The organism is Sphingobium sp. BYY-5 (genome assembly GCF_022758885.1).
Classification (GTDB): Bacteria; Pseudomonadota; Alphaproteobacteria; order Sphingomonadales; family Sphingomonadaceae; genus Sphingobium.
The window spans coordinates 3037575-3064393 of sequence record NZ_JALEBH010000001.1; the positions used below are offsets into that span (position 1 = coordinate 3037575).

A 26819-nucleotide genomic window follows, 5' to 3' on the forward strand; every position below is an offset into this window, starting at 1 on the left:
TATAGCGCGTCATTCAGGGCCTGATAAGGATGCAAATGGGATTATGTCCAGCATGCGCGCCTCTCCCCATGTCGAAAGTTACCTGATCCGCATGCCGATTATTGCCTTGCTGCTCATGACCGTTGGCGCTGGCGCGCAGACCGAAAACCGGGCGCCAGCCTCTCCGCCCGGCGCGACGGTCCAATCCGTCCCGCCCGAATATGGCCAGCCGAGCCAGCCCAGCCAGTGGAATCAGGTGCAGGCCCGCGTCGGCCAGCCCAGTGACGGGAGCATCGCAGGCACGATCAGCCAGTGGCGCGCGTTGCAGCAGAGCGACGGGCTGGGCGCATCGACCTATGCCAGCTTCATCCTGGCCAATCCCGGCTGGCCCGGCGAGGACCGGATGCGTCGTCTGGCCGAGACCGGGATCAATCCTGACAGCTTCGATCCCCGGCAGGTGGCGGCCTTCTTCGCGCGTTTCCCCGCGCGCACTGCGACCGGCCATGCCCGTAACGCCGTGGCGCTGATGCAGTTGGGACGGATGGACGAGGCGCGGGTGGCCGCGCGCAACGCCTGGATCGGCGGATCGCTCAGCCCGGCGGACGAGGCGCGGCTGCTCTCCCTCTTCGGGTCCAGCCTGACGCCTGCCGATCATGACCAGCGCGCCGATACGCTGCTGTGGGGCAATGACGTCAATGGCGCGATGCGGATGATCGCCTATGTCAGCCCGGCGCGGCGGTCGGTGTTCCAGGCGCGCATCGCCTTCCGCCGCAAGGCGCCGGACGCGGCCGCGCTGATGCAGGCGGCCGAGGGGATCGGCGCGACCGATGCCGGCTTCATCGCCGACAAGGCGATCTGGCTGCGCGATACGGGCAACTGGATTGGTGCACGCCAATATCTGGCGAACCGCGGCACGTTGACTTACCGTCCGAACAATGCCGAGAAATATTATGAAGTGCTGCTGAATCAGGCGCGCGCGGCGGCCAATGACAGCCAGTGGAGCTTCGCCTACGGCATCGCCAGCAAGATCGACGATGCGATCGCGCCGGGTGTCCAGGTGGGCGATCAGCCGATCGGCGTGCGCGACGATTATACCAGCCTGGCCTGGCTGGCGGGGTCGACTGCCTTCTATAATCTCAACCGTTCGGCCGACGCGGTGGCGATGTTCCGCCGCTATGCCGATGCGGCCAAGTCGCCCCAGACCCGGTCGAAGGGCTATTATTGGGCGGGCCGCGCCGCGCTCCAGGGGGGGGATGCCGCCGCCGCCAACAGCTATTTCACCCAGGCCAGCGTCTATCCCGACCAGTTTTACGGCCAACTGGCCCTCGAACGGCTGGGCCGGCCGATCCCCCCGCCCGTGACGGTCGAGCGGCCGGTGCCGATCTCCGCAGCGGAACGCGCCGCCTTTGACAACCGGTCGGTGGTGCGCGCGGTCAAGGCGTTGGGGCAGATGGGCTATTGGGAGGATCAGAGCAAGTTCGCCCGCGCCATCGCCAACAATGCCGACAGCGATGCCGATCATTATCTGGCGGCCGAACTGGCGCAACAGATCAACCGTCCCGACATGGGCGTGATGGTCGGCCGCCGGGCGGTGTCGAGCGGCCTGACCGGCTATGGGACAAGCGCCTTCCCGCGTGTGCCCGTGCCGCCTTCGGCGCAATATAACTGGACCATGGTCCATGCGATCGCGCGGCAGGAAAGCCAGTTCGACAAGCAGATCGTTAGCCATGCCGGCGCGCGCGGCCTGATGCAGCTCATGCCCGGCACCGCGCGCGAGCAGGCGGGCAAGCTGGGCATGGGTTATAATCCCGGTTCGCTCAACGAACCTGGCTATAACATCATGCTGGGATCGGCTTATTTTCAGCGGATGCTGGACTATTATGGCGGCAGCTATCCGCTGGCGGTGGCGGCCTATAATGCCGGGCCGGGCAATGTGAACAAGTGGGTCGCCGCCAATGGCGATCCGCGCCTGCCCGGCGCCGACATGTTGCGCTGGATCGAGCAGATCCCGATTTTCGAAACGCGCAACTATGTGCAGCGGGTGCTGGAAAACGCCGTGGTCTATGAGGCGATGAACCCGGAGCGGGCGAAGTTCCGGGGGACCAATGCGGTGCTGAGCCGCTATCTGGGCAAGCAGACGCCGGGTTGATTTTTTTGGTTCACGCGGAGGCGCGGAGACGCGGAGGGGATTGCTCGAAAGGTCTGCGCGTTGGACGATTTTTTCGCGCATAGGGCGCAGAGAGTTTTGAGGGCAGCTGCGCGGTGGATATCGGCTGAAGGCCGCTCCAAAAATCTCCGCGCCTCCGCGCCTCCGCGCCTCCGCGTGAACCAGATTGCCCACGCATCCTGCTGCGGATAAGGCAGGAGGATGAATACCCCCTATCCCAACTACATCACGCCTGAGGGCTTCGCGAAGCTGCGCGCGGAATATGACCATCTGCTGGGTGTCGAACGACCGGCGATCGTCGAGGTGGTGAGCTGGGCGGCGGGCAATGGCGATCGCAGCGAGAATGGCGACTATCTTTATGGCCGCAAGCGGATGCGCGAGATTGACGGCCAGTTGAAGCGCCTGTCGAAGAAGATGAAGGACGCCAAGGTTGTCGATCCCCGGCAGCAGCCCGACAGGGGCCGGATCTATTTCGGCGCGACCGTGACTATCGCCGATGAGGATGACTTGTCCCGCACCGTGACGATCGTCGGCAATGACGAGACGGATGTGGACGCGGGGCGGATCGGCTGGGGATCACCGATCGCGCGGGGTTTGCGCGGGGCGGCGGTGGGCGATCTGCGCCGCGTGATGCTGCCCGCGGGCGAGAAGGAATATGAGGTGATGGCGATCACCTATCCGGCCTGAGCCTCCACCAGCAGCCAGGCGCGAAAATCCGCCATCGCCGGGCTGTCGGGGCGGGACATCAGGCGGGTGAGCCAATAACCGCCCAGGTCTATGGATGCGGCGAAGGGCTGGACGAGGCGGCCGGCGTGCAGATCGCTTTCGAACAGGGCGGGCGGGGCGAGCGCGACGCCCAGGCCGCGCAAGGCTGCATGCACCATCAGGATCGAGCTGTCGAACACCGGCCCGCGCAGTGGCGGACAGGGCGCGCCGGCCGCCGCGAACCAGCGTGGCCATTCGTCGGCGCGGTAGGAGCGCAGCAGGGTTTCGCGGGCGAGCGCCGCTGGATCGGGCAGGCGCGCCGCCATCTCCGGCGTGCAGAGCGGCGTGAGCGGGGCGCGCAGGATCGGGTCGGCATGGGTGCCGTGCCAGGCGCCGTCGCCGAAGCGGATGGCGAGGTCCAGCCCTTCGCCCGCCAGATCGACGCGGTTGTTGTTGGTCATGATCCGCAGGTCGATATGCGGGCAGGCGCGCGCGAAATCCTCCAGCCGGTCCAGCAGCCAGCCGCCGGCGAAAGTGCCGACCACGCCCAGGTTCAATATCTCGCGCGGGCGGCCGCCCTCGATCCGGCCCAGCGTCGCGCCGATCCGGTCGAGCGCGTCGGCCATGACCGGGAGCAGCGCGCGGCCTTCATCGGTCAGCATCAACCCGCGCGGCAGGCGGCGGAACAATGGCGCGCCCAGCCGTTCCTCCAGTTGCGCCACCTGTTGGCTGACCGCGCCCTGGCTGACGCAGAGTTCGATCGCGGCCTTGGTGAAGTTGAGATGCCGCGCCGCCGCTTCGAAGGCGCGCAGGGCATTGAGGGGCAGTTGGGCGCGGTCCATGGGGCAGGAGGCATAAGCCTGGCTCATGGCTCTGTCGAGAAATGATGCTTTGTCGGCGACGTGGCGGCAGGGCAGCATCGCCTTCACGCAGAGATGGAGGCGGAATGATGCGAAAGAGGATGGTTCTGGCTATTAGCCTGGCTGGGATGGCGGTCATGGGGGCGGGCAAGCCGGACGACCCGCTGACGCGCCCGATCGCGCCCGATTATGCCAAGCGCTGGCTGGAGCCTCAGCCGCCGGCGCGGCTCTATGGGACGACCTATCTGGTGGGCTTTGGCGGGCTGAACGTGGCGCTGATCCGCACCAGCGCGGGGCTGATCATGATCGACGGCGCGGTGCCGCAAGCGGTGCCGGATATTGAGGCGAAGATCCGCCAGCTTGGCTTCTCGATCAAACAGGTGAAGCTGATCCTCAGCACCGAACCCCATTTCGACCATGCCGGCGGCCTTGCCGCGCTGGCGCGGGACAGTGGCGCGACCGTGATCGCCAGCGCGCCCGCCGCCGCCGTGCTGCGTCAGGGCGGGGGCGATCCCGACGATCCACAGGCGGCCTGGCTGGAGCGCTTTCCCGGCGTGACGAAGCTGCGGGCGGTGCGCGACGGGGCGGTGATCCGGCTGGGCGACGTCGCCGTCACCGCCCATGCGACGCCGGGCCATACGCTGGGCAGCATGAGCTGGAGCTGGAAGAGTTGCGAGGGCAAGGCGTGCAAGACGATCGTCTTCGCCTCCAGCCTCAATCCGATCGCGGTGGATGGCTGGCGCTTTGCCGATCCGGCGCACCGGCGCTTCGTCGATGCGTTTCGCACCAGTTTCGCGCGGGTGAAGGCGATGCGCTGCGACATGCTGATCGCCTCGCACCCGCTTGATGGCGATGCCGATCGGCTGGCGAAGCTGGCCAGGGCGCGCACGCCCCATCCCTTCGCCGATCCGGCCGCCTGCCGCCGCTATGCGGCGCGCGCGGAAGCAGCGCTGGAGAAGAAATTGATGGAATGAAAGGGCCGGGCGCGCAGGCCCGCATTGACTCGCGCTGTTCCCGTAAGCGATAAGAACATAACAGGAACAAAAATATCATGAGCGAGTCGCTGCACAGCCTCGCCGCCTTGAAGCGGCATATCGCATCGCTGGACCGTGCGCCAGCGTCGCAGCCCTGCGCCCGTTTCGCCAGCGGGCATGACGGGCTGGACGCGGCGCTGGGCGGCGGCCTTTTGCGCGGGCGGGTGCATGAGCTGTTCGGGGACAGCGCGGACGCGGCGGCGGCGGGCCTGTCCCTGCTCTGGAGTCGTCAGGCGAGCGGCGATGCGCCCCTGCTCTGGTTGCGCACCGTGGCGGCGGGCAAGGCGGGGGGGCATCCCTATGGGCCGGGCCTTGCCGCGCTGGGGATAGACCCCGATCGGCTGCTGCTGGGCGTGATGGCGGATGAGGCGATGCTGTTGCGTGCGGCGGTGGATGCGCTGCGCTGTCCGGCATTGGGCGCGCTGCTGATCGAATTGCGGGGGCGGGCGCCCTTGCTCGACCTTACGGCCAGCCGGCGGCTGGCGCTGGCGGCGGAGGGATCGGGCGTCACTGCGCTGGTGCTGCGGATCGATGCGGAGCCGGTGCCGAGCGCGGCGGAAACACGCTGGCGGGTGGCGGCTGTGCCCTCTGTGCCGCTGCCCGGCAATGCGCCGGGCCTGACCAGCTTCGCCCTCACCCTGTTGCGTCGCCGGGCAGGGTCGGACGGGCAGGCATGGCGGCTGGTGTGGGACAAGGAACGGGGAATATTCGGAGACGCGGGCGATGAACGCCATGACGAGGAACAGCGACATAGCGGTAGAGACGCGCCGCTATCTGGCGCTCAGCTTCCCCTTTCTGCCGATCGACCGACTGCGGATCAGGCGGCCCGATCTCTGGGCGGCCGGGGCTAACGGTGGCGATGGGCCGGCCATCGTCGTGGAGCCGGTGCGCGGCGCGATGCGGCTGGCGGCGGTCGATGCCGACGGGCTGACGATCGGCCTGACGCCGGGCATGACCTTGGCCGACGCGCGGGCGCGTGAGCCGGAGCTGCGCGTCTTCGACGCCGATCCCCATGCCGATCAGGACTGGCTGGAGCGGCTGTGCGACGGCTGCGCCCGCTATACCCCCAATGCCGCGCCCGACGGGGCCGACGGGCTGATGCTCGATATCAGCGGCTGCGGCCATTTATGGGGCGGGGAGGAAGCGCTCGCCGCCGAGGCCGCCGCGCGGCTGGAACGGCACGGGCTGCGCGTGCGCCATGCCATCGCGGCCAGCCCGGAGGCGGCCCATGCGCTGGCCCGTTTTCCCGTCCCGCCCGCGCCCGACGAGGAAGCGGCGGTGCGCCGCCTGCCGGTGGAGGCGCTGGGCCTGGAGGAGGAGAGCGCGGTGGCGCTGCGCCGGGCGGGACTGCGCATAGTGGGCGATTTGGCCGCCCTGCCCGCCGCCACGCTCGCCGCGCGCTTCGGCGAGGAAGCGGTCGATGCGCTGCACGCGCTGCTGGGCCTGGGGCATCGGCCGCTCCGCCCCCGCCGCCCGCGCCCCGCCGTCCGCATCGACCGCCGTTTTGCCGAGCCGCTGGGCAGCACAGCCTATGCGCTCAAGATATTGGAAGAGATGGCGGCCGAGGCGGGCGAGCGGCTGGCCGAGCGGGGCGAAGGCGGGCGGCGGTTCGAGGCGGTCTTCTTTCGCAGCGATGGCCTGGCCTTTCCGCTGCGGGTCGAAACCAGCCTGCCGGTGCGCGATGCGCCTGCCATATTGCGGCTGATGCGCGAGCGGATCGATGCGCTGTCCGACCCGATCGACCCCGGTTTCGGCTTCGACATGCTGCGCCTGACCGTGTCGCAGGCGGAAAGGCTGGCGCCGACCCAACTGGCGCTGGAGGGAGGGGAAGCCCGGCGCGAGGACAGCGTCGCCGCCCTGGTCGACCGCCTGTCGATCCGCGCCGGACGCGCCCGCATCCAGCGGCTGGAACCGCGCGACAGTCATATTCCCGAACAGGCCCAGCTTGCGCTGCCGGCGGTGGAAAGTCGTACGCCTGGAAATTGGGAGAATGCCGGTGAGCCGGACGACCCGCCGATGCGCCCGCTCCATCTGTTCGATCCGCCCCAGCCGATCGAGGTGGTGGCGCAGGTGCCCGATGGCCCGCCGCACCGCTTCCGCTGGCGCCGCGCGCTGCACGACATCACCCGCTTCGAAGGGCCGGAGCGGATCGCACCCGAATGGTGGCGGGCGAAGGATGGCGGGCTTGAAGGCGAGAGCGTCGGTCGCACCCGCGATTATTACCGGGTGGAGGATGCGCGCGGGCGGCGCTACTGGATCTTCCGCCACGGCCTCTATGGCGCGGAGGCGGCGCATCCGGGCTGGTATATCCACGGCCTGTTCGCATGAGCGCCCGGCCCGGAACGATCGAAGACGCGCCGCCCTTTGCCGAGTTGGTGGCGGCGACCAACTTCTCCTTCCTGCGCGGTGCATCGCCCGCATCCGACATGGTCGAGCGGGCGATGGCGCTGGGCCATAAGGGGCTGGGCATCGCCGATCGCAATACGGTGGCGGGGGTGGTGCGGGCGTGGATGGCGCGGCGCGATGCACCGGCCAGGGCGCGGGAAACATTGCTGGATGAGAAGAAGGAAAGGGGCGAACCGCTGACCCTGACACCGGCGGAGGAAGCGTTCTGCCAGACCGACTTGCGGGTCGTGGCCGGCGCGCGGCTGGTGTTCAGCGACGGGACGCCGGATATCGTCGCCTATCCGCGAACGCGCCATGGATGGGGCCGGCTGACCCGGCTGCTGACACGCGGCAATATGCGTGCGGTCAAGGGCGACTGCATCCTCCGTTTCGATGACCTGCTCGATCATCTGGAGGATATGTTGCTGATCCTGTTGCCGGTCGCCAGCGGCGGGGAGGAGGAGGCGCACCGCGATCCGCTGGATTTTCCCTTCGAGGATGAGGCGGATGGAAAGCCCTCCTCCCACCTGTCGCTGGTGCCGCCGCTTCCGCCTCGAACGGTCGAGGAGGTTCTATTGCGCCTCAAGCCCCGCGCGGAGGGCTGTGTCTGGCTCGGCATCGGCCAGGGCTATGGGGGGAAGGACAGGCGCGTCGTCACGCAACTGGCCGCGATGGCGCGGCGGATCGGCGTTCCCCTGCTGGCGACCAATGATGCGCTCTACGCCGCGCCGGCGGCACGGCCCCTGCATGACATCCTCACCTGCATCCGCCATGGCGTGACGATCCAGCAGGCGGGGCGCCGTCTGGAGGCCCATGCCGAACGGCATCTGAAATCACCGGCGGACATGGCGCGGCTCCATGCCCGCTGGCCCGAAGCGGTCGAGGAAAGCATCCGCTTCCTCTCCCTCATCATCTTCGACCTGTCGCAGCTACGCTATGAATATCCGCATGAACCGGTGCCGGAGGGCTGGGCGCCGCAGGACTGGCTGGCGCATCTGGCCTGGAAGGCGGCGCATGAACGCTATGGACCGGCCCTGCCGCCGGGCCTGCGCGAACGGGTGGAGGAAGAACTCGGCTTCATCGCCGACCGCAACTATGCCTATTATTTCCTGACCGTCCATGACGTGGTGAAGTTCGCGCGCGATCAGAAGCCGCCGATATTATGCCAGGGGCGCGGATCGGCCGCCAATTCCGCCGTCTGTTTCCTGCTGGGCGTCACCTCCATCGATCCGTCGCAGCATGACCTGCTGTTTTCGCGCTTCATATCCGCCGACCGCAACGAGCCGCCCGATATCGACGTCGATTTCGAACATGAGCGGCGCGAGGAGGTGATGCAATATATCTATCGCCGCTATGGCCGCCATCGCGCCGGCATAGCGGCGACGGTGATCCATTATCGATCGCGCAGCGCGGTGCGCGAGGTGGCGCGGGCGCTGGGCCTGAGCGAGGATATTCCCGCGCGGATCGCGGGCACCGTCTGGGGCAGCTATTCCAGCGACCTGGGTGGCAAGCGGATCGCCGAAGCGGGCTTCGACCTTGGCAATCCGCAGATCGCCCAGTTGCAGGCGCTGGTGGGGCAGTTGCTCGCCGCCCCTTTCCCCCGGCATTTGTCGCAGCATGTCGGCGGTTTCGTGCTGACCCAGGACCGGCTGGATGAAACCGTTCCGATCCATCACGCGGCGATGGCCGACCGCAGTTTCATCGAATGGGACAAGGACGATATCGATGCGCTCGGCCTGATGAAGGTCGATGTGCTGGCGCTCGGCATGTTGACCTGCATCCGCAAGGCGTTCGACCTTATGCGTGCAAACGGGCTGGGCGACCATCACTTGATGGTGGACATCGAATCCGGGGACGCGGCCGTCTACGACATGCTGTGCAAGGGGGAGAGCATCGGCGTGTTCCAGGTGGAAAGCCGGGCGCAGATCAACATGCTGCCGCGCCTCAAGCCCCGTACCCTCTACGACCTGACGGTGCAGGTCGCGATCGTGCGGCCGGGGCCGATCGAGGGCGATATGGTGCATCCCTATTTGCGCCGGCGCTGCGGTGAGGAGGCGATCACCTATCCCTCGCCCCACCCCGGACATGGCCCAGCCGATGAACTGGAGCAGCTTCTGGGCAAGACCTTCGGCGTACCCCTGTTCCAGGAGCAGGCGATGAAGCTGGCCATCACCGCCGCCGAATTTTCCGATGCGGAAGCCAACCAGTTGCGCCGGGCGATGGCGACCTTTCGCAATGTCGGCACCATCCATCATTTCCGCGAGAAGATGATCGGCGGCATGGTCCGCCGGGGTTACGAACCCGATTTCGCCGCGCGCTGCTTCAAGCAGATCGAGGGGTTCGGCAGCTATGGCTTTCCCGAAAGCCATGCGCTGTCCTTCGCGCGGCTGGTCTATGTGTCGGCCTGGATCAAATGCCACCAGCCCGCGGTCTTTGCCTGCGCGCTGCTCAATGCGCAGCCCATGGGCTTCTACGCGCCGGCGCAACTGGTGCGCGATGCGCGTGACCATGGCGTCACCGTCCATGATGTCGATGTGAACGGGAGCGGCTGGGACAATGGATTGGAGCCGTTGCTGCGATCGCGACGGAGCGACCGGGGCGAGGGGCAGGGACGGGCGCTGGCGCTGCGGCTGGGCTTTCGCCAGATTGACGGGTTCCGCGAGGCCTGGGCGGAGCAACTGGCGGCGGCGCGGGCGGAAGGCGGGCTGTTCACCGACATCGAGGATCTGGCGCGGCGGGCGAGCTTGCCCGCGCGGGCGCTGCGGCTGCTGGCCGATGCCGACGCCTGCCGGTCTCTGGGGCTGGACCGGCGTGCGGCGCTGTGGGAGGCGCGGCGTACGCCGTCGGACGAATTGCCGCTCTTCGCCGCGACGCGCGCACGCGGCGGGCAGGCGCGGGAACTGGGCGCGGAACCGGATGCCGGGCTGCCCGCCATGCCGCTCGCCGAGCAGGTGGCGACCGACTATCAGGTGACGCGCCTGTCGCTGAAGGGCCATCCGATGCAGTTCCTGCGCCCGGTCTTTGCCGCCGAGAATGTGCTGAGCTGTGCGCAGGTGAGCGCGGCGAAGAATGGCGCGCGCGTGAAGGCGGCGGGCGTGGTGCTGGTGCGGCAGCGGCCGGGCAAGGGCAATGCCGTCTTCATCACGATCGAGGATGAGACCGGCATCACCAACATCCTGCTCTGGGCGCGGCTGTTCGAAATGCAGCGCCGTCCCGTCATGGCCAGCCGGCTGATGCTGGTGGAAGGGGAGGTGCAGCGCAGCAAGGAAGGCGTCGTCCACCTGATGGCGACCCGCGTGCAGGACCGCACGGCGGAACTCGACCGGCTGACGCAGGCGGAGACGCGCGACGCCCGCCCCCACGCCCGCAGCGCCAGCCATCCGCGCAATGTGCGGATATTGCCGGGCTCGCGGGATTTTCATTGAGATGCGGAAGGAAAATGGCGGTCAAGAGGTCTTGGCATCGCGCTATCGACAATGCATCATGATCCCATGAAGACCGCTCCGAGTACCATCCGCATCGCGCTTCCGCGTCGCTGACGCGAGAAGCTGAACGCAGGCGATCATGCGATCGCTTGCGGACGCTCGCCTGCGCAACAGCAGGGAAGCCGTCGCCGCATAGGCTTGGATGCAAAGGCACTTCCAATGAGAAATTTCTTCGAAAGCCCCTTCAAGGGCGTCACTCTCGACCGTCAGGTCATGAGCCGCAACATCGTCGTTGGTCGTTACAGCTATTATTCCGGCTATTATCATGGTCATAGCTTTGACGACTGTGCCCGCTTTCTTCTGCCCGATACAGGTGCGGACAGGCTCATCATAGGCAGCTTCTGCTCTATCGGGTCGGGCGCCGCCTTCATCATGGCGGGCAACCAGGGCCATCGTAATGACTGGATCAGCACTTTCCCCTTCTTCTGGATGCCCGATGTATCGGCCTTCGCCGGCGCGGCGAACGGGTATCAGCCAGCAGGCGACACAATCATCGGAAACGACGTGTGGATTGGCTCCGAAGCGATCATAATGCCCGGTGTGCAAATCGGTGACGGCGCGGTGATCGGCACGCGCGCCTTGGTCACGCGCGACGTGAAGCCCTATGCGATCGTCGGGGGCAATCCCGCCAGGGTGATCCGCCATCGCTTCGAGGAGCCTTGCATCTCCATGCTGCTGGAATCGCGGTGGTGGGACTGGACGGACGAACAGCTCGGCAAAGCCATGTCCATCCTGACGAGCGGCGATGTGAAAGCCCTTCACGACCATTGGCAAGAAACCATAAAGCCTGGCGGATAGGCTGCTTCGGGGGAGGTGCTTCACACGCACCTCCCCCGCACGCCTGGTCAATAATCCTTCGAGTAACGCAAATTCGCCGACGACCCCGCGTTGGTGCCGGTCTTCGACAGCAGGCTCAGCGTCTTGGACAGTGCGATTTCCAACTGGGTGGCGGTGAAGCCCTTGGAGTCGGTGATGACCTCCACATAGATATTGTTGGAGATATGCTGGCCGACCGCGAGGCTGGTGCTGCGCCCGGTCGTCTCGTCGCCGCCGACGATGCCGATCCGGTCGAGGCCCGACGCGCCTTGCAGCTTGCCCATCGGGTTCAATCCGCCGCTGCCGCCGCGCAGGCCGTTCAGGGCCGCCGCGAGCTGGATCGCCTGGGTGGCCGACAGGTTGGCGACATTGTCGCCGAACAGGATGCGGGCGAGGATTTCGTCCTGCGGCAGGGTCGGCGTGGAGATGAAGGCGATGTCGGGTTGTTGCGCGCTGCCCGTCACCTGGATGCCCGCCGTTACCGTGTCGATCTTGGTTTCCGCCTTGATCGCCAGCGTCGGGTTCATCATCGGCCCGTTGAAGCTGATGACGCCCTGCTCCAGGTCGAACTGGTGGCCCGAGAAGCTGTAGCGGCCGCGGATCACCTCGATCTTGCCGACGACGCGCGGATCGGCAGTGGTGCCGGTGACGCGCATGTTGGTCTTCCATTCGGAATCGAGGCCCATGCCGGTCACGTAGATTTCATTGTCGGCGCGGACCCGTATGTCGAGCTTCCAGTCGGCGGGCCTGGCAGCCGCCTGGCGCGCGGCCGTGCGCTGGTCCAGCACGTCCGTGCCCACGCCCTTGCGTCGCACACCGGTTAGTTGGCGAACCTCGGTGCCGCCCTGCCACGCGACCTTGTAGCGGGTTTCGGGCAGGGTCAGGTCGCCCTTGATGAGACCGCCATTGGCCGTGCTGTTGGTGATGGCGAGCGTGCCGCTGACGACGCTGGTGATCGCCTCGCTGCGCGCCAGCCGCGCGCGGTTGAGCTTGACCGCGATGTCCATCGGGAATCCGCTCGCCGCCGCCAGCCCGACATTGCCCGACGCCTGCACCGTGCCGTCGCCGGCGCGGCCGGAGAAGTCGGCAATCTCCAGATGGTCATTGGTGAAGCGGCCGTCGAGCTTCATCTGGGTGACGCGGGTGCCGAAGCTCTCATTCTCGTACGTCAGCGCATTGGCGCGGACCACGCCGTTGAGGCGCGGATCGCTGAGCCGTCCGCTGAAATCGGCGGCGACGGCGAGGCCGCCGGTCAGTTGCTGGTCGGCGAGGCCGGCGAAGGAGAAAAGCACGTCGGCCGGCCCGGCATAGCGGATGCCACCACCCAGCGGGGCGTTCTGCAATTGCTCCGACCAGGTTGAGCCTGCGCCCGGAGGCGCCAGCGTGGCGACGAAGCGGCCGAGCGTGCTGTTTCCTTCCCGGATCAGGCCGCGCAGGTCGCCGCCCGCCGACGACAGCTTGCCCTCGACACTCATCGACATCGGATCGGACACGGCGGTCAGGCTGGAGCGGCGGAAGTTGCTGATGGCGAGGCGCGTGGTCGCAGTGGGGAAGGCGTTGCCGATCTGGCTGTAATCCAGCGCGCCGGTCATCCGCCCGCCAATGCCCAGGCCCGGCGCGGCGATGTTGGCGATGGCGAGGTCGAAATCCTTGAACCGGGCCTGCGCCGTCGTCGTGTCGCCGAAACGCCCGGCGAGATCGACCTTGCCCTGCGGCAGGACCAGGGTCGCCGGTTCCAGGCGATAGCCGCCCTGCTCGACGCGGATGATGGCGGGCTGGGCCAGGCGGAAGTCGATATTGGCCGCCTTGCCCTGCAACGCCACGGCATAGAGGTTGGGACGCAGCGCGGCATTGGCGGCGATGGAAAAGGGCACGCCGCTGGAGCCGTCGGCGACCAGTTGCGCCCGTCCGCGTCCGCCCTGATAGTCGATCCGCGCGCGGCCTGCACGCACCACATAGTCGCCATAGGCGGCGTTGGCGAATTGCGCGTCGGCCTTGAACTGCGGCTGGTCGGTCAGGACCATGGAGGCGGTCACGATCGCCCGGCCGATCACGACATCGGCATCGCCTGGCAGCTTGGCGTTGCTGGCGGTGGCGTTGACATCGACGCCCTGCGCCTTGCCCACCGCCGCCAGCCGGACCGCGCCGGTGATGCCGGAGCCGTTCATGGCGAGCTGCCCGGTGAAGGGACCGGCGGCGCTCTGCTGGATGCGGCCATTCATGTCGACCCCGGCGAAGCGCGCCTTGGCGACGTCGATGGTCAGCGGGCCTTGCGCGGTGCGGATCAGGATATTGGCGAAGAAGGGACCATAGGACGACCCGCCGGTCGCTTCGAGCCGATAGCCCGCCGCCTCGCCATTCAGCCTGGCGACCACATTGGTCAGTTGCACTCCGACATTGGGCTGCGCCGCGCGCAGCACCGCCTGCGGCTGTGCCATCGTGCCGCGCACGGTCAGCGCCAGCGGGCCATATTGTCTGGACGAAGCGGTCGCGTCGAAGGCGACCTGCCCGTCCGTGTCATAGCTGCCGGAACCCGAATGGATGGTGAAATTGGGCGCGGCGCCCTTCAGGCCCGCGAGGGTGAATTTGCCCTCCGGCGTCATGCCGATGCGCCCGGTGGCGATGGCATTGCCGCCCAGGAAATCGCGGACGGACGCATTCTCCCACCGCGCGGTGCGCACGCCGAAACGGCCCGACAGGCCGAAACCACCCTTCGGCCCCGGCACCAGTTCGACATCGGTGTTGAGGTTGACGATGCCGACGCCGTCAACCTTATAGTCGTTGACCCGACCTTTCAGCGCACCGCGATAGATGGCCTTGTCGAGGTCGGCCAGAACGATGGCGGTGGCGTCCACCTTGTCGCTGTCGATCTTGAGATTGTCGCTGATGAGCTTGCCGCCCGCATAGGCGAAGTCGCCCTTGACGCGGAGATTCTGCATCAGGCCGCCCGCCGCCGCGTTGAGGCCGGTGACGCGGGTCGCGGTGGCGTTCACGGGAATGCGGATGCGGTCGACGTCGATCACCGCGCGCCCGTTCGCCTTGAGATTCTCGATGCCCGTCGCGTCGAAGGCCAGGCTCTTCGCGGTGACGGCATAGTCGATGAAGGGCGTCGCCATTGGCCCGTCGAGGATGATGGAGGCACGCACGTCGCGGCCTTTCACCTTCTCCATGATTGCACCGGGTGTCAGCAAGGCGGCGTTGATCCTGAGTGCGCTGAACCGGCTGGTGCCAAGGTCGATCAGGCCCTGCGCGTCGGCGGACAAAGCGGGCGAGCGCAGCGTGCCCTTGAGGTTCACGCGCCGATCCTTGAGGCCGGCGGCCAGATCGACGTCCAGTTGCGGCGCAGTCAGCCGGTCGACCGTGCCGGCGAAGACCAGGCCGGGGCGAACCGGGCCTTTTGCGGTGAAATTGCCGTCGCGCGCGGCGAGCGTAATGTTCGCCAGCTCGCCTTTAGGCGTGGTCGCGATGATCCTGCCGTCCCAGGCCTGCCAGCTACCCTTGCCGTCCAGGGTCGCGGTCATGCCGTCGGTCAGGCCCGACATGGCGGCGATGACGCCACCCTTGGGCGCGGTCAGCGTGCCGCTCATGGCGAGGCGGTTCTGGTCCGGCACGGCGTCGAGCTTGGCTTGCAGCCGGTCGCCGCTGTCGACCACGGCATCGGCGGACAGGATCGCCCGGCCATCTGAAATATGGGTGACGCCGTCGATCGCGATCTCGCGCTTCTGGCCGATCACCGGCTTGGCGAGGATGAATTTGGCGATTGTCATCCGGTCGACGTCGATGTCGATGTCGGGCAGGATCGGCGCGTTGGGATCGGTCTTGGTGACGTTGAACTGCGGGCTGCGCGCCAGCACCACCAGCGGCGTTTCCAGCAGGCTGACCGAGATATGATTGTTGATGTAGCGGAAGGGCCGCCACACGACATGGACCTTCGGGCTGACCGCGAACACGCCCTTGGGATCGCGCAGCACCAGATCGTGGATGGTCATGTCGCTGTAGATCGATCCGTCGATCCGGCCGACCTCGATCTTCATCCCCGATTCCAACTGCAACGCGGCGATCTGCCGGATCAAGAAGCGCTTGCCCGGCGGGGTGTTGAGACCGAGCAGCAGGCCCGCGACCAGCACTGTCAGCGCGACGATCAGGCCAAGGAGGCCGATCGCGATCTTCCGCCACAGTGGTCGCTTTCCACGGATCGCCACGGCGTCGGGAGCGGGAAGCGGGGTGTCGTCCTGCGCCATCAGAAAGCCTGCCCGATGCCGATATAGAGGGCGAATTTGGATTCGCCCGGCTGCCGGTTGATCGGCATGGCGATGTCGGCGCGGAACGGGCCGAAATTGGTGTAGAAGCGCCCGCCAATGCCGACGCCGTAGCGCATGTCGGAAAATTGCGGGATCTGGCTTTCATAGACCTGCCCCGCATCGACAAAGGCGACGATGCCGTAATTGCCGAAGCGATAGCGGCCCTCGACCGCGAATTCATTGACCGACCGGCCGCCGATCGGATCGTTGTTCACGTCCTTCGGCCCCAGTTCCTGATAGCCATAGCCGCGCACCGATCCGCCGCCGCCCGCATAGATGCGCCGCGAAGGGGCCACATCGTCGCGATCGACCCCGTTGATCGTGCCGAGCCGCGTGCGCGCGGCGATCACCAGGCTGTCCGACACCGGATAATAGCCGCTGAGGTCAAAGGTCGCGCGCAGATAGGGCGAGAAACTGCCTTGGAGCGATCCTTCCGGTTCGGCGCGCAGGCTGGCGCGGAAGCCCTTGGTCGGGTTGAGCAGGTCGTTGGAGCGATCATAGCCGATCTGCACCGGCAGGCCGCCGATGAAATAGGTGCGCCGCGTCTTGTCCGCCGTCGCTGGATCGACCACCACCTGTTCGTTGGTCAGCAGCACCTCTGCGCCATAGCTGTAGGTCCAGCGCTTCTGGAAGATCGGCGTGGACTGGCGCGACCAGCCGATGTTGAGGCCGGCAGTATAGGCTTCATAGGCGTCGTAATTCTGGTGATTGAGCGAGACGCCGGTCTGGAATGTCTTGTCGCGCTTGCCCGCATTGGACCGGCGGAAGGTCGCCGACGCGCCCTGTTCCTGCGTCCCCGCGATCGCGCCCAGGATCAGCGCGCCTTCGGGCGGGAACATGTTACGATGGGTCCAGGTGCCTTCCGCCCGGAAGCCCTGGCCGGTGCCATAGCCCAGTTCGCCCGCCAGCGTGCGCGGTGGTCCCGCTTCCTGCTCGACATGCAGGTCGACATATTCGGTGCCGTCCGGCGCGCTTTCGTTGGTGCGCACCGGATCGACCGCAACGCTGGAGAATAGTCCGGTCGCGACCAGCGCCTTGCGCAGGTCATCGACCTTGCGGCTGTCATAGAGGTCGCCCGGCCGGTAGCGGCGGATCACCTCCATATGGTCGGCGCCGAACGCCTGTTTCTCGCCGCTGGTGGTGATGGCGCGGAAGATGCCGCGCGGGCCGGTCTCCACGGGCAGCATATAATCGCCCGTCACCGTCGCGGGATCGAGGAGGATGTCGCGTTCGCCGATCTTGGCGAAGGGATAGCCGTTTTCGGGCAGTTTCAGCGCGACATTCGCCTCCGCCCCCTCGACATTGGCGGCGATGATATCGTCGCCGGTCTTCAAGGGCAGGCTGTCGCGCACCAGCGTGGGCGGCACGGTCGGCCCGGCATGGATGACGATCTCGCCGATCCTGTAGCGCTGGCCCGGCGTCACGGAGAGGACGGCTTTCAACGTGCCGTCGCCCGCCTGGTCCAGGCTGGCGAGCGCGGTCGCGTCATAATAGCCCTGCGAATTGAGGATGCGGACGGCCAGCTTCTCATCCTCCTGCGCGCGCGCCTGCACCATGGCGGCGGTTTCCGCCTTGCCCTTGCCGTCGATCAGTGCGGACTCGGCGCGGAACTCGTCGTCCAGCCCGGTCTTGCCGAAGCCCTCGATGCTGGTGGCGTAGCGGATTTCGGGCAGCTTGGCGTTGGGGTCGTCGTTCGCCGCCACATTGGCCGGCACGGTGACGCTGTCGAGCGGGGGCAGCGGCTGGGCCAGTTCCTGTTCCTCTGCCGGTTCGGTGGCAGGGGGCAGTTCGGTGGGCGCGCCCTGACCCTCGACCGACTGCTGCGGCATCTGCTGGTCGATCCAGCTATCGATCGAGGGCAAAGGCGCGTTGGGATCGCTCCCTTCGACCTTGGGCAGGCGCGCCTCGAACTGGTCGTCGGGCAGGATCGTTTCTTCGGTTCCGGTCCGGGACGACGAGGGCGGTGTCGCGATCTGGGCCATCAGCGGCAGCGGCGATGCCGTCAGCAGGATCAGGCTCAACATGCGCCGGACATGATAGGCCTGCCGTCTGCTCATATGGTTGTGATGCCCCTTTCACCGCCGACCATAGAGAAGACCGACGAACTGGCAATACGCGCAAGGCGTTGAGCCGGTTCCAGCTTTGCTGCTGCGGGCGGACGCTTCCCTCTGCGCCGCTCACCGTCTAGAGCTGGATCATGACATTTGCGCTCAATATCTCGCGGTCGATTTCGGGTCAGCCCTGGCGCTGGCGGGGCGCCGGCGCCGACGCGCGCGACCCCACCTATCTGCCCGACGATCTGGTGACGCAATTGCTGCTGGCGCGCGGCTGCCCGCGCGAGGGGGTGGAGGCGCACCGCAACCCCACCATCCGCCAGTTCATGCCCGATCCCAGCCTGTTCCGCGACATGGATGCAGCGGCCGAGCGGCTGGCTGACGCCGTGCAGCGGGGCGAGGATGTCCGCATCTTCGGCGATTATGATGTTGACGGTGCGACCAGCGCGGCGCTGCTGATCCGGTTGCTGCGGGACATGGGCTTGCAGGCGCGGCCCTATATCCCCGACCGGCTGATGGAGGGCTATGGCCCTTCGGGCGAGGCGCTGGTGCGGCTGGCGGGGGAGGGCGCGACCCTGATCGTCACCGTCGACTGCGGTGCGCAGGCGTTTGAAGCGCTGGCCTTGGCGAAGGCGACCGGCGTCGATGTCGTCGTGGTCGATCATCATAAATGCGCGACGCAACTGCCCGAAGCGTTCGCGTTGGTGAACCCCAACCGGCTCGACGAGAATGACGGCGCGGCGGTGCATGGGCATCTGGCGGCGGTCGGCGTCGCCTTCCTGCTTGGCGCGGCGCTGGTGCGGGTGCTGCGGGTGCGGGGTTGGTTCGCCAGCCGGGCGGAACCGGCGCTGATGGAACTGCTCGATATCGTCGCGCTCGGCACCGTCGCGGATGTCGCGCAACTGAAGGGCCTCAACCGCGCCTTCGTGGCGCAGGGACTGAAGGTCATGGCCAAGCGCCGGAATATCGGCCTTGCCGCCCTGATCGACGCCAGCCGGCTGACGCGCGCGCCGCTCTGCCATGACCTGGGCTTCGCACTGGGGCCGCGCATCAATGCGGGCGGGCGCGTGGGGCAGGCGGATCTGGGCGTGCGGCTGTTGACCACGGAAGACCCGGCCGAAGCCGCGCGCATCGCCGCGCAGCTCGACCAGTATAATGAGGAACGCCGCGCCATCGAGGCGACGGTGCAGGAACAGGCCGAGGCTTTGCTCGCCGCGCAGGGCAACCGCGCCGTCGCAGTGATCGCGGGCCAGGGCTGGCACCCCGGCGTCATCGGCATCGTCGCGGGCCGCATCAAGGAGAAGGCCGGGCGCCCTGCCATCGTCATCGCCCTGGATGAGGCGGGCGTGGGCAAGGGATCGGGCCGCTCCATTTCCGGCGTCGATCTGGGCGCGGCGGTGCTGGCGGCGAAGGACAGCGGCCTGCTGGTCGCGGGCGGTGGCCACGCCATGGCGGCGGGACTTACGGTGGCCGCGGACCGGATCGATGCGTTCGCCGATTATCTCGACGATCGCCTGTCCGCGGCCGTTGCCAGGGCGCGCGACGATCGGGCGCTGCTGATCGATGCGGTGCTGGCGCCGGCGGGTGTGAACCCGGACTTCATCGCCGCGATCGAGCAGGGTGGCCCCTATGGTGCGGGCTGGCCGGCGCCGCTTATCGCCGCCGGGCCGATGCGCGTCATCAAGGCGGATGTCGTGGGCAACGGCCATCTGCGCGCGATCATGGCGGGTGAGGATGGCCGGTCGATCAAGACCATCGCCTTCCGCCAGGCCGAAACCGACCTTGGCCAGGCGATCCTGGGGGCGCCGCGCGACCGACGGCTGTGGGTCGCGGGCAAGGCGAAGATCGACGACTGGGGCAGCCGCCCCGCCGCTGAACTGCATCTGGAGGATGCGGCCTGGGCGGATTGAACAAGATTGCAATTTTCTTGGGGTTAGGGGTTGACCCTTTCCCCGTCCCCGCCTAATTGCGCCCTCGCTTCGCAGCGCTGCCACGGCAGCGCCGACGAGTGGCCCCTTCGTCTAGCGGTTAGGACGCGGCCCTTTCACGGCTGAAACACGGGTTCGATTCCCGTAGGGGTCACCAGTAAAGCGATTTATCACTTTGATTTGGCGGCATATTTCCTGAAATTTTGGAAATGGATCCCACGGCTGGTCCCACATTTTGAGTGGGCTTCAATGGCATGATTCGGTGCTTCGCGGGACATCTGGCACTGCGCAATTGGGTCGCCCGTTTCGCTGATACGCCGGGTGAGCATCCGCCGTAGATCTCAAACGGCTACGGTTATCCTCTGCAACCGATCGCAGGCGCTCAATCGCTGAAGGCCACCAGCCCCATCCCTCTGCTCACGGCTCCCTCAAGAAGATCCCGTATGGCATTGAACGCCGCAAGCGACTGCCCGCTCCCCCCCAATCCGGGAGCATTTGCCATGAAGGTCTGCAACAGGATCGTGACTTGCGCGGGCTTCAGCATCGAATCCCGGAAATATAGGAGATCGGTGCCAGCCTGCCGACTCTTTTCAAACAGGGTGGCAAGCGAACGATGCGCATCGAGATCAATGGAGCCTGCGAACTCCAGATGACCAGGCTCTTCCGGCATAAACCTTGTCGAGGGAGGCGCGTAGTAGATGTCCAGCATATTCCATCAACCAAAATTCCCGCGCCGATCGTCGGCGCTGTCCTTCTTCAATCGAACCAGAGCCATATTCGCGAGCGAGGCGTCCGCATTCTTGTCCGCGATAGCCAGAAAACGCAATTGCTCGGCTGATTGAAGCTTTCAACCCGCGGACAATCTTCCAGTATCGAGAGCAAGTCTTGATCGAACCGAAGAATGCCATCGTGACGGGCACAGCGGATGCGATAGGGTCTACCGCATGGCCTTTCCAATCCGCATCCAGGATATGGCCCCTGATTTCCCGGCCGTCGGATGTTTCCACACAGCCGGAAAATGCTTTAGGGCTGCTGTCGATGCGTTTCTTTCCTCGTCTGCTTCTCCTGCTGCTCGGCCTTGCGCCCGTCGCGGCCCTTGCCCTTCCCGCCAACAGGCCGACGCCCGGTTACACCCGCGTTGCGATAGAGACCTCGGTCGGCACGATCATCGTCGCGGTGGACCAGAAGCACGCGCCGCGCACTTCGGCCAATTTCCTGACCTATGTCGATGACGGGCGGTTCGACGGCGTCACCTTCTACCGCGCGGCGCGGCGCAAGAGCGATCCAAAGCTGGGCCTGATCCAGGGGGGGATCGACACCGATGCGCGCCGCTCCCTGCCGCCGATCCCGCACGAGCCGACGACACAGACCGGCATCCGGCATCTCGATGCGACATTGTCCATGGCCCGGCCAAACCGGCCCGATTCGGCGATGGGCAATTTCTTCATCACCATCGGCCCGACGCCGAACATGGACGCGCGTGGCGACTATATCGGCTATGCCGCCTTCGGCCATGTCGTGGCGGGGATGGATGTGGTGAAGAAGATATTGGCCGTGCCGACCTGTTGCGGGTCAGGGCCGATGCGCGGGCAGATGATCGTGAAGCCCATCGCCATCCTGCACGCGCGGCGGCTGGACGGCACGCCCAAAGCCTCGCGCGGGGTCAAGCCCTGGCTGATCGGCCTCCGGAAGACGGCGAAGTAGAGCGTTCCCAAGCGGGTGGAATCCTTGCTGTTCCCCGGCTTTCGCCGGAGAACAGGTCCGCATGAGTTGCCATCAATATATCCTGGTAAGACTTGGAAAACGCCTTAAATCAAAAGCTATAGCGGCCGAGCCGGCGCAATCGGCTCGACCGCTCTGGACGGGGCCACACACACTCAGGCGAATGCCGCCTGATCGCGCATCCATGCCCGCCCGCTGCCCTTGGGCGGCCGGGCCTGGATTTTCTTCCACGCCTGCTCGTGGAAGAAGAAGGCGACGGCATTTATCATCGGCTCGATCAGGGCAATGCCGCTGGCCAGCGCGACCGATCCCGTCATGAGATAGGCGACGGTGAAGCCGACGGTCAGGTGGATGGTCAGGTAAGTGCCGGTCTTGATGAGATCGAGCGATACGGTCCGGGGCATGAGTGGCGTCTCCTTTGTTGCAGTCCAACTAAGAGTCATTCGCAATAGTGGCCAATGGCTTTTTCTGCTGGCTCTGATCGGCGCGGCCGATCAGGATGCTATGAAAAGGAGATGCTGACATGGCTGGACGGATCAGGGTGGGCATTGGCGGCTGGGTCTATGAACCCTGGCGCGGCAGCTTTTACCCGCAGGGGCTGCGGCAGAAGGATGAACTGGCCTATGTCGGGGAGCATCTGACCGCGACCGAAATCAACGCCACTTATTATAGCAGTCAAAAGCCCGCGACCTTCGCTGGCTGGGCCAAAGCGGTGCCAGACGGCTTCCAATTTGCGGTGAAGGCGTCGCGCTATTGCACGAATAGAAAAATCCTTGCCGAGGCGGGCGAGTCGGTCGCCAAATTCGTCGGGCAGGGCCTGGCCGAGCTGGGCGATCGGCTGGGACCGGTCCTCTGGCAGTTCATGGCGACCAAGGCGTTCGATCCGGACGATTTCGGCGCGTTCCTGAAATTGCTGCCCGCCAGTGTCGATGGCGTGCCGCTCCGCCATGCGCTGGAGGTGCGGCATGGCAGTTTCGACGATCCCGCCTTTCTCGCCCTGGCGCGGGATGCCGGGGCGGCGGTGGTCTTCGCCGACCATGACGAATATCCGGCGATCCGGGGCCATGATGTCGGCTTCTCCTATGCGCGGCTGATGCGTACGCGGGCTAACGAGCCGATCGGCTATGCCCCCGCCGATATCGGGCGCTGGGCTGAACGGGCGAAGGGGCAGGCGCAGCAGGGTGACGTCTTCACCTTCTTCATCAGCGGCGCCAAGGAAAGGAACCCCGCTGCGGCCCAGTCGATGATTGTGGCTCTGGGGTAACGGGGCTGTTGCATTTGATGCAACCGGAAAGCCGCGCTTTGCGATTGTTACAATAATATGACGGGCGTAAGGGCCTGCATCCCCACAATATGGGGATTTATCTTGTGACAATGGAGTAAAATATGCGTCAGGCTTTTCAGGGCGCTGTGCTGGCCGTTGCGGTCGGTGTGCAGATGCTGACTTTCTATTCGGTGCTTTATGCCTGATCGCGGGGGTCCCGCGATCTTCATCCCGACTGGTCGGGATGCCAAAAGGCCGCTCCTGGATTGAACCAGGGCGGCCTTTTTATTTTGGGGTAACTTTGTATTTGGGCGCCATCGGCCGGGAAGGTTTCAGCCTTCCGCAAGCCATCCGGCGAGCAGATAGGCCACGACGCCAATCGGCCCCAGCGCGCAGAGCGTCAACAGAACCAGCGCAACACGGACGAGCGTGACATCAAGGCCGGTGCGGTTGGCGACGCCCGCGCACACGCCCATGATCTTGCCGTTGCGACGGTCGAGGGTGAAGCTGTTGTTCATGAGTTTGGCCTTCTGCTTGGATATGTTTTTATGTGAGGGGGGCGATCAGGCGATCGGCACCACCGGGACGGCTGCGCCGATGAACAGGCTGGCGAAGACGACGGCGCCGACGAGGGCGAAAGCGACGGTCTGGAACTTGGCGATAGACATGATATTTACTCCCTGCTGTGTGTCGGCCGGACCATCCGGCCTTGATGCCAAGCGTATAAGCAGGGGGCGTGCCAGTTTCGATTTTTGGCAGAAATACGTTGATTTTCCTATGGTGGCGTAAAATGGCTCGTGCGGGAAATTCCGTCAGTTGGGAAATTTCACCGCAACTTGGCAAAAACATCATGGGTTTTTGATGCGCGAGGCATTTCTTTTCGTCTATGGCAGCCTGCGCACCGGTTTCGGCGGCCCGATGGCGCTGCGGCTGCGGTCGGAGGCGCGGCATGTCGGTCGGGGCTGGGCGCGGGGGAGGCTCTACCGGATCGCCGACTATCCCGGCTTCGTGCCTGGGGAGGAAGGGCGGGTAGCGGGCGATCTGTTTGCGCCGGCCGATATCGATGCGACCCTTGCCTGGCTGGACGACTATGAAGAATGCGCGCCGTGCTTCCCCGCGCCGCATGAATATCGGCGCGAGCTGCTGGCGGTCGAGGGAATGGCGGGACCGGTCGAAGCGTGGACCTATGTCTATGCGCGCGACGTGGTCGGCCTGACGCGGATCGCGGATGGGGATTTTCTGTCGGGCGGCTAAGCGGCTGTCTGGGAATGCGCCCTTCGGCGCATTGCGGCACCGGCCCTCACCCCCACCCGGCCACCCAACGGCAGTATCATATGGGTGGCCGGGTGGGGGTGAGGGCCGGTGCGGTCTCAAAATGCGCTTTTCCGCGCATTTTCAAACAGACTCTAAGCCCCGGAGGGAAGCGGCGATATGCAGACGCTGCATATCGCCGCCCCTTGTCGTGACGCCATCCATCCACTCTTCCGTTTCCCTGTCCTTGCTCTACTCTGCGCGCCTCAGCCATGGGGAAGAGGAGCGTGCCGATGACCACCGATAATCGCGACGACAGTGAGCGCCTGCCCGACGATCGCAACTGGATCGGCACGACAGGCCTGCAACGCCGCCATGTGCTCGCCGGGGGCGCCTTCGCCGCCGGTTTCGCGGCGGCGTGCCATCCGGTCGCCAGCAGCGCGGTACAAACGTCGGGCGAGGGGTTGAAGGAGGAGACTGTCTCCATCCCCGCGAGCGACGGTTTCGCCATGCCCGCTTTCGTCGCCCGGCCGGCCGGCAGGAAGGCCGCGCCCGTCATCGTCGTCGTGCATGAGATTTTCGGCGTGCATGAATGGATTCGCGACATGTGCCGCCGCTTCGCCAAAGCGGGCTATTACGCCATCGCGCCCGACCTGTTCGCCCGTCAGGGCGACGCCACCAAGATCGCCGACTTCAAGCAACTGGTCGGCACGATCGTGTCCAGGACGCCCGATGCGCAGGTATTGACCGACATCGACGCCACCTATGCCTGGGCGGGCAGCCATGGCGGCGACGCCAGGCGGCGCGGCATCACCGGTTTCTGCTGGGGCGGGCGGGTCGTCTGGCTTTATGCCGCGCACAGCGCCGCGCTCGATGCGGGGGTGGCCTTTTACGGCCGGCTGGTGACGGACAAGACCGCGTTGCAGCCGCTGAGCGTGATTGAGGAGGTCGGCAAGCTCAAGGCCCCGGTGCTCGGCCAATATGGCGAACTGGACAAGGGCATCCCGCAAACCGACGTGGCAGCGATGCGCGCCGCGTTGGCGAAGGCGGGCAAGTCGCCGCCCGACGCCATCACCGTCCACAAGGGGACGGATCATGGCTTCATGGCCGATTATCGCCCCAGCTACAACGAAGCGGCGGCCAAGGTCGCCTGGCAGGAAACGCTTGGCTGGTTCGGCAAATATGTGAAGGGGTGAACGCCCCTCTTGCCCGTTCGCCCCGAGCTTGTCGAAGCCCTTCTCTTTCGGTCAAAGAAAGAAGAGCCCCTTCGACAAGCTCAGGGCGAACGGGGTAAAAGAGGGGGCCTTATTATTTCCCCTTCATCGCCTCCACCGCGGCCAGCGTGCTCTTCACATGGCCGGCATAGCTCATCTCGCTATGGACAAAGGCGATGCGGCCCGACGGCGCGATGACATAGGAGGTGCGGTCGGTCATGCCCGGCCGCATCTTGAGCGCCACGTCATAGCCCGACACGATGCCCGGCCCGGCCGATGCGACGGCGAACTTGCCCGCGCATTCCTTGGTGGAGAAGGCGACGAGATCGTCCACCGGGTCCGCCGACATGCCGATGACGGTGGCGCCCGCCGCCTTGAACTTGTCGATATTCTCCGCGAACTCGCGCGCTTCGGCCGAACAGCCCGGCGTGAAGGCCTTGGGGAAGAAATAGAGCACGACCGGCCCGCGCTTCAACTGATGCGACAGGGTCAGGGTGAAGGTCTTGCCCGCCTGCGCGCCGCGGGTGGTGAAGTCGGGCGCCTTGGCGCCCACGGCGAGCGCGGCCATGGCGCCGCCCGACGAAAACAGGGCAGCGGCGGCAGCGGCGAGGAGAATGGGCAGACGCTTCATCGATAAGCTCCTTGGATCAGGCGGCATTAATCAGTTTTCGGGACAGGCTGTTCCCATAGTTCGATCGCATTGCCCTCCGGATCGTGAATGCGGGCAAAACGGCCGACCACGGGGTCGTCCCATTCGGGCTTGGTGATGATCGCAACGTTCGCCGCGCGCAAGTCCGCCAGCAGCGCGTCGAGGTTCGATACGCGAAAATTGAGCATGAACGCCTTGTCGGCAGCGAAATAATCGCTGTCCGCCTTGAATGGCGCAAAGACCACAGGCCCGCCCAACGTCTGCCACACCCATTCATTGGGTTCCATGCCGGGTTCGGCCACGCAGCCGCCACCGACATTGAGATGGGTCCGATACCAGGCGGCCAGCGCCTCAGGATCGCGCGAACGGAAAAACAGGCCGCCCATTCCCAATACCGGCATGGCATCGACTCCCTTTATGGGGTTACAAGTTATCATGATGGCGGGGCCGAGTCATGCGGCGGAACCGGGAAGGGGCGATCGGGTTACTATGGTCATGCGAAGAATCCTGCCTCTTTTGCCCTTGCTGCTCATCACCGCCTGCAACCAGAAGGACGGGCAGCAGGAGCAGCAATCCGGCGTCGTCGCGAACATCGTCGACCAGACCTTGCCGAATGTGGAGGAAGGGCCGGTGCCCGCCAACGTCATCACCCCGGTCGAACCGCCGCCGGTGATCGATGCACCACCCCCGCCCGCCGCGCCGAACGGCCTGATCCCGGCGGGACTGCAAGGACGCTGGACGGGAATGGACGAACGCTGTGGTGACCGCTCCGCCGACCTGGGCCTGACCATCGCGCCCGACGAACTGATATTCCACGAAAGCGTGGGCACGGTGCAGTCCGTGCGCGAACGAAGCAATGGACGGATAGCGGTGAACGCCGCCTTCACCGGCGAAGGGCAGAGCTGGACGCGCACGCTGCAACTGCAACCTTCCGCCGATGGCAAAACGCTGACGATCATGAACGACGGGACGGCAGTGACGCGCAAGCGCTGCTAGACGCCGACC

Annotated in this window: 21 protein-coding genes and 1 tRNA gene; 14 read left to right on the plus strand and 8 right to left on the minus strand. The window is 66.0% G+C overall.

The features are described 5' to 3' along the window. The first annotated feature begins 43 nt into the window (after positions 1-43). The gene (locus tag MOK15_RS14595) at positions 44-2128 is read left to right on the plus strand and encodes a lytic transglycosylase domain-containing protein (protein ID WP_242932275.1); all 2085 of its coding nucleotides are present in this window, start codon (positions 44-46) and stop codon (positions 2126-2128) included. Between the two features lie 219 nt (positions 2129-2347). Beyond that, the gene (gene greB / locus MOK15_RS14600) at positions 2348-2833 is read left to right on the plus strand and encodes a transcription elongation factor GreB (protein WP_242932276.1); all 486 of its coding nucleotides are present in this window, start codon (positions 2348-2350) and stop codon (positions 2831-2833) included. Here the strand turns inward: greB and MOK15_RS14605 are convergent. After that, positions 2821-3693 (minus strand): LysR family transcriptional regulator, encoded by an 873-nt coding sequence (locus tag MOK15_RS14605; RefSeq protein ID WP_242932771.1) that lies wholly within the window; start codon positions 3691-3693, stop codon positions 2821-2823. The genes greB and MOK15_RS14605 overlap by 13 nt on opposite strands. 107 nt (positions 3694-3800) lie before the next feature. Here MOK15_RS14605 and bla point away from each other — a divergent pair, with 107 nt between their 5' ends. The 5 genes from bla to catB all read left to right on the plus strand — a co-directional run bounded on the left by bla (position 3801) and on the right by catB (position 11413). Beyond that, entirely contained in the window at positions 3801-4685 is an 885-nt protein-coding gene (gene bla, locus MOK15_RS14610; RefSeq protein ID WP_242932772.1) for a subclass B3 metallo-beta-lactamase, read from the plus strand. A 77-nt stretch (positions 4686-4762) separates the two neighbouring features. Continuing rightward, on the plus strand, positions 4763-5596 hold the full coding sequence (locus MOK15_RS14615; protein ID WP_242932277.1) for a hypothetical protein: 834 nt from the start codon (positions 4763-4765) through the stop codon (positions 5594-5596). Continuing rightward, complete coding sequence (locus tag MOK15_RS14620) at positions 5478-7073, plus strand: DNA polymerase Y family protein (RefSeq protein WP_242932773.1); 1596 nt, start codon at positions 5478-5480, stop codon at positions 7071-7073. Before MOK15_RS14615 ends, MOK15_RS14620 begins: the two co-directional genes overlap by 119 nt. Then, positions 7070-10555, plus strand: coding sequence for an error-prone DNA polymerase (locus tag MOK15_RS14625; protein ID WP_242932278.1), 3486 nt, complete (start codon positions 7070-7072; stop codon positions 10553-10555). Before MOK15_RS14620 ends, MOK15_RS14625 begins: the two co-directional genes overlap by 4 nt. Before the next feature lie 219 nt (positions 10556-10774). Further along, the gene (gene catB, locus MOK15_RS14630; RefSeq protein ID WP_242932279.1) at positions 10775-11413 is read left to right on the plus strand and encodes a type B chloramphenicol O-acetyltransferase; all 639 of its coding nucleotides are present in this window, start codon (positions 10775-10777) and stop codon (positions 11411-11413) included. 47 nt (positions 11414-11460) lie between these two features. On the opposite strand, the gene MOK15_RS14635 is transcribed toward catB, so the two are convergent. Both MOK15_RS14635 and MOK15_RS14640 read right to left on the minus strand, forming a co-directional pair. Next, complete coding sequence (locus MOK15_RS14635) at positions 11461-15672, minus strand: translocation/assembly module TamB domain-containing protein (RefSeq protein WP_242932280.1); 4212 nt, start codon at positions 15670-15672, stop codon at positions 11461-11463. After that, the gene (locus MOK15_RS14640; protein ID WP_242932281.1) at positions 15672-17789 is read right to left on the minus strand and encodes a BamA/TamA family outer membrane protein; all 2118 of its coding nucleotides are present in this window, start codon (positions 17787-17789) and stop codon (positions 15672-15674) included. The genes MOK15_RS14635 and MOK15_RS14640 overlap by 1 nt, the downstream gene beginning before the upstream one ends. 140 nt (positions 17790-17929) lie before the next feature. Here MOK15_RS14640 and recJ point away from each other — a divergent pair, with 140 nt between their 5' ends. Together recJ and MOK15_RS14650 are read left to right on the plus strand one after the other, a co-directional pair. Then, positions 17930-19696 (plus strand): single-stranded-DNA-specific exonuclease RecJ, encoded by a 1767-nt coding sequence (gene recJ, locus MOK15_RS14645; RefSeq protein ID WP_242932282.1) that lies wholly within the window; start codon positions 17930-17932, stop codon positions 19694-19696. Positions 19697-19796: 100 nt separating this feature from the next. Beyond that, positions 19797-19871, plus strand: a tRNA-Glu gene (locus MOK15_RS14650). A 225-nt stretch (positions 19872-20096) separates the two neighbouring features. Here MOK15_RS14650 and MOK15_RS14655 read toward each other — a convergent pair. Continuing rightward, a complete protein-coding gene (locus MOK15_RS14655) occupies positions 20097-20423 on the minus strand; it encodes a hypothetical protein (protein ID WP_242932283.1) in 327 nt (108 codons plus the stop codon). 329 nt (positions 20424-20752) lie between these two features. On the opposite strand from MOK15_RS14655, the gene MOK15_RS14660 reads away from it, so the two are divergent. Then, positions 20753-21418 carry a peptidylprolyl isomerase gene (locus tag MOK15_RS14660; protein ID WP_242932284.1) on the plus strand — a complete coding sequence of 222 codons (666 nt, stop codon included), beginning with the start codon at positions 20753-20755 and terminating at the stop codon, positions 21416-21418. A 173-nt stretch (positions 21419-21591) separates the two neighbouring features. Here MOK15_RS14660 and MOK15_RS14665 read toward each other — a convergent pair whose 3' ends face one another. Beyond that, positions 21592-21840 (minus strand): DUF2061 domain-containing protein, encoded by a 249-nt coding sequence (locus tag MOK15_RS14665; protein WP_242932285.1) that lies wholly within the window; start codon positions 21838-21840, stop codon positions 21592-21594. Between the two features lie 119 nt (positions 21841-21959). Between MOK15_RS14665 and MOK15_RS14670 the strand changes: the two genes are divergently transcribed. After that, positions 21960-22700, plus strand: coding sequence for a DUF72 domain-containing protein (locus MOK15_RS14670; RefSeq protein WP_242932286.1), 741 nt, complete (start codon positions 21960-21962; stop codon positions 22698-22700). Positions 22701-23032: 332 nt separating this feature from the next. On the opposite strand, the gene MOK15_RS14675 is transcribed toward MOK15_RS14670, so the two are convergent. Then, complete coding sequence (locus MOK15_RS14675; RefSeq protein ID WP_242932287.1) at positions 23033-23218, minus strand: PspC domain-containing protein; 186 nt, start codon at positions 23216-23218, stop codon at positions 23033-23035. Between the two features lie 343 nt (positions 23219-23561). Between MOK15_RS14675 and MOK15_RS14680 the strand changes: the two genes are divergently transcribed. Both MOK15_RS14680 and MOK15_RS14685 read left to right on the plus strand, forming a co-directional pair. After that, positions 23562-23954: a gamma-glutamylcyclotransferase family protein gene (locus MOK15_RS14680; protein ID WP_242932288.1), complete on the plus strand. Its 393-nt coding sequence runs from the start codon at positions 23562-23564 to the stop codon at positions 23952-23954. A gap of 290 nt (positions 23955-24244) precedes the next feature. Beyond that, the gene (locus MOK15_RS14685; RefSeq protein WP_242932289.1) at positions 24245-25147 is read left to right on the plus strand and encodes a dienelactone hydrolase family protein; all 903 of its coding nucleotides are present in this window, start codon (positions 24245-24247) and stop codon (positions 25145-25147) included. Positions 25148-25259: 112 nt separating this feature from the next. On the opposite strand, the gene MOK15_RS14690 is transcribed toward MOK15_RS14685, so the two are convergent. Beyond that, on the minus strand, positions 25260-25796 hold the full coding sequence (locus MOK15_RS14690; protein WP_242932290.1) for a peroxiredoxin: 537 nt from the start codon (positions 25794-25796) through the stop codon (positions 25260-25262). 26 nt (positions 25797-25822) lie between these two features. Then, the gene (locus tag MOK15_RS14695) at positions 25823-26215 is read right to left on the minus strand and encodes a VOC family protein (protein WP_242932291.1); all 393 of its coding nucleotides are present in this window, start codon (positions 26213-26215) and stop codon (positions 25823-25825) included. Positions 26216-26309: 94 nt separating this feature from the next. On the opposite strand from MOK15_RS14695, the gene MOK15_RS14700 reads away from it, so the two are divergent. Next, a complete protein-coding gene (locus tag MOK15_RS14700) occupies positions 26310-26810 on the plus strand; it encodes a hypothetical protein (protein ID WP_242932292.1) in 501 nt (166 codons plus the stop codon). Positions 26811-26819 lie beyond the last annotated feature (9 nt).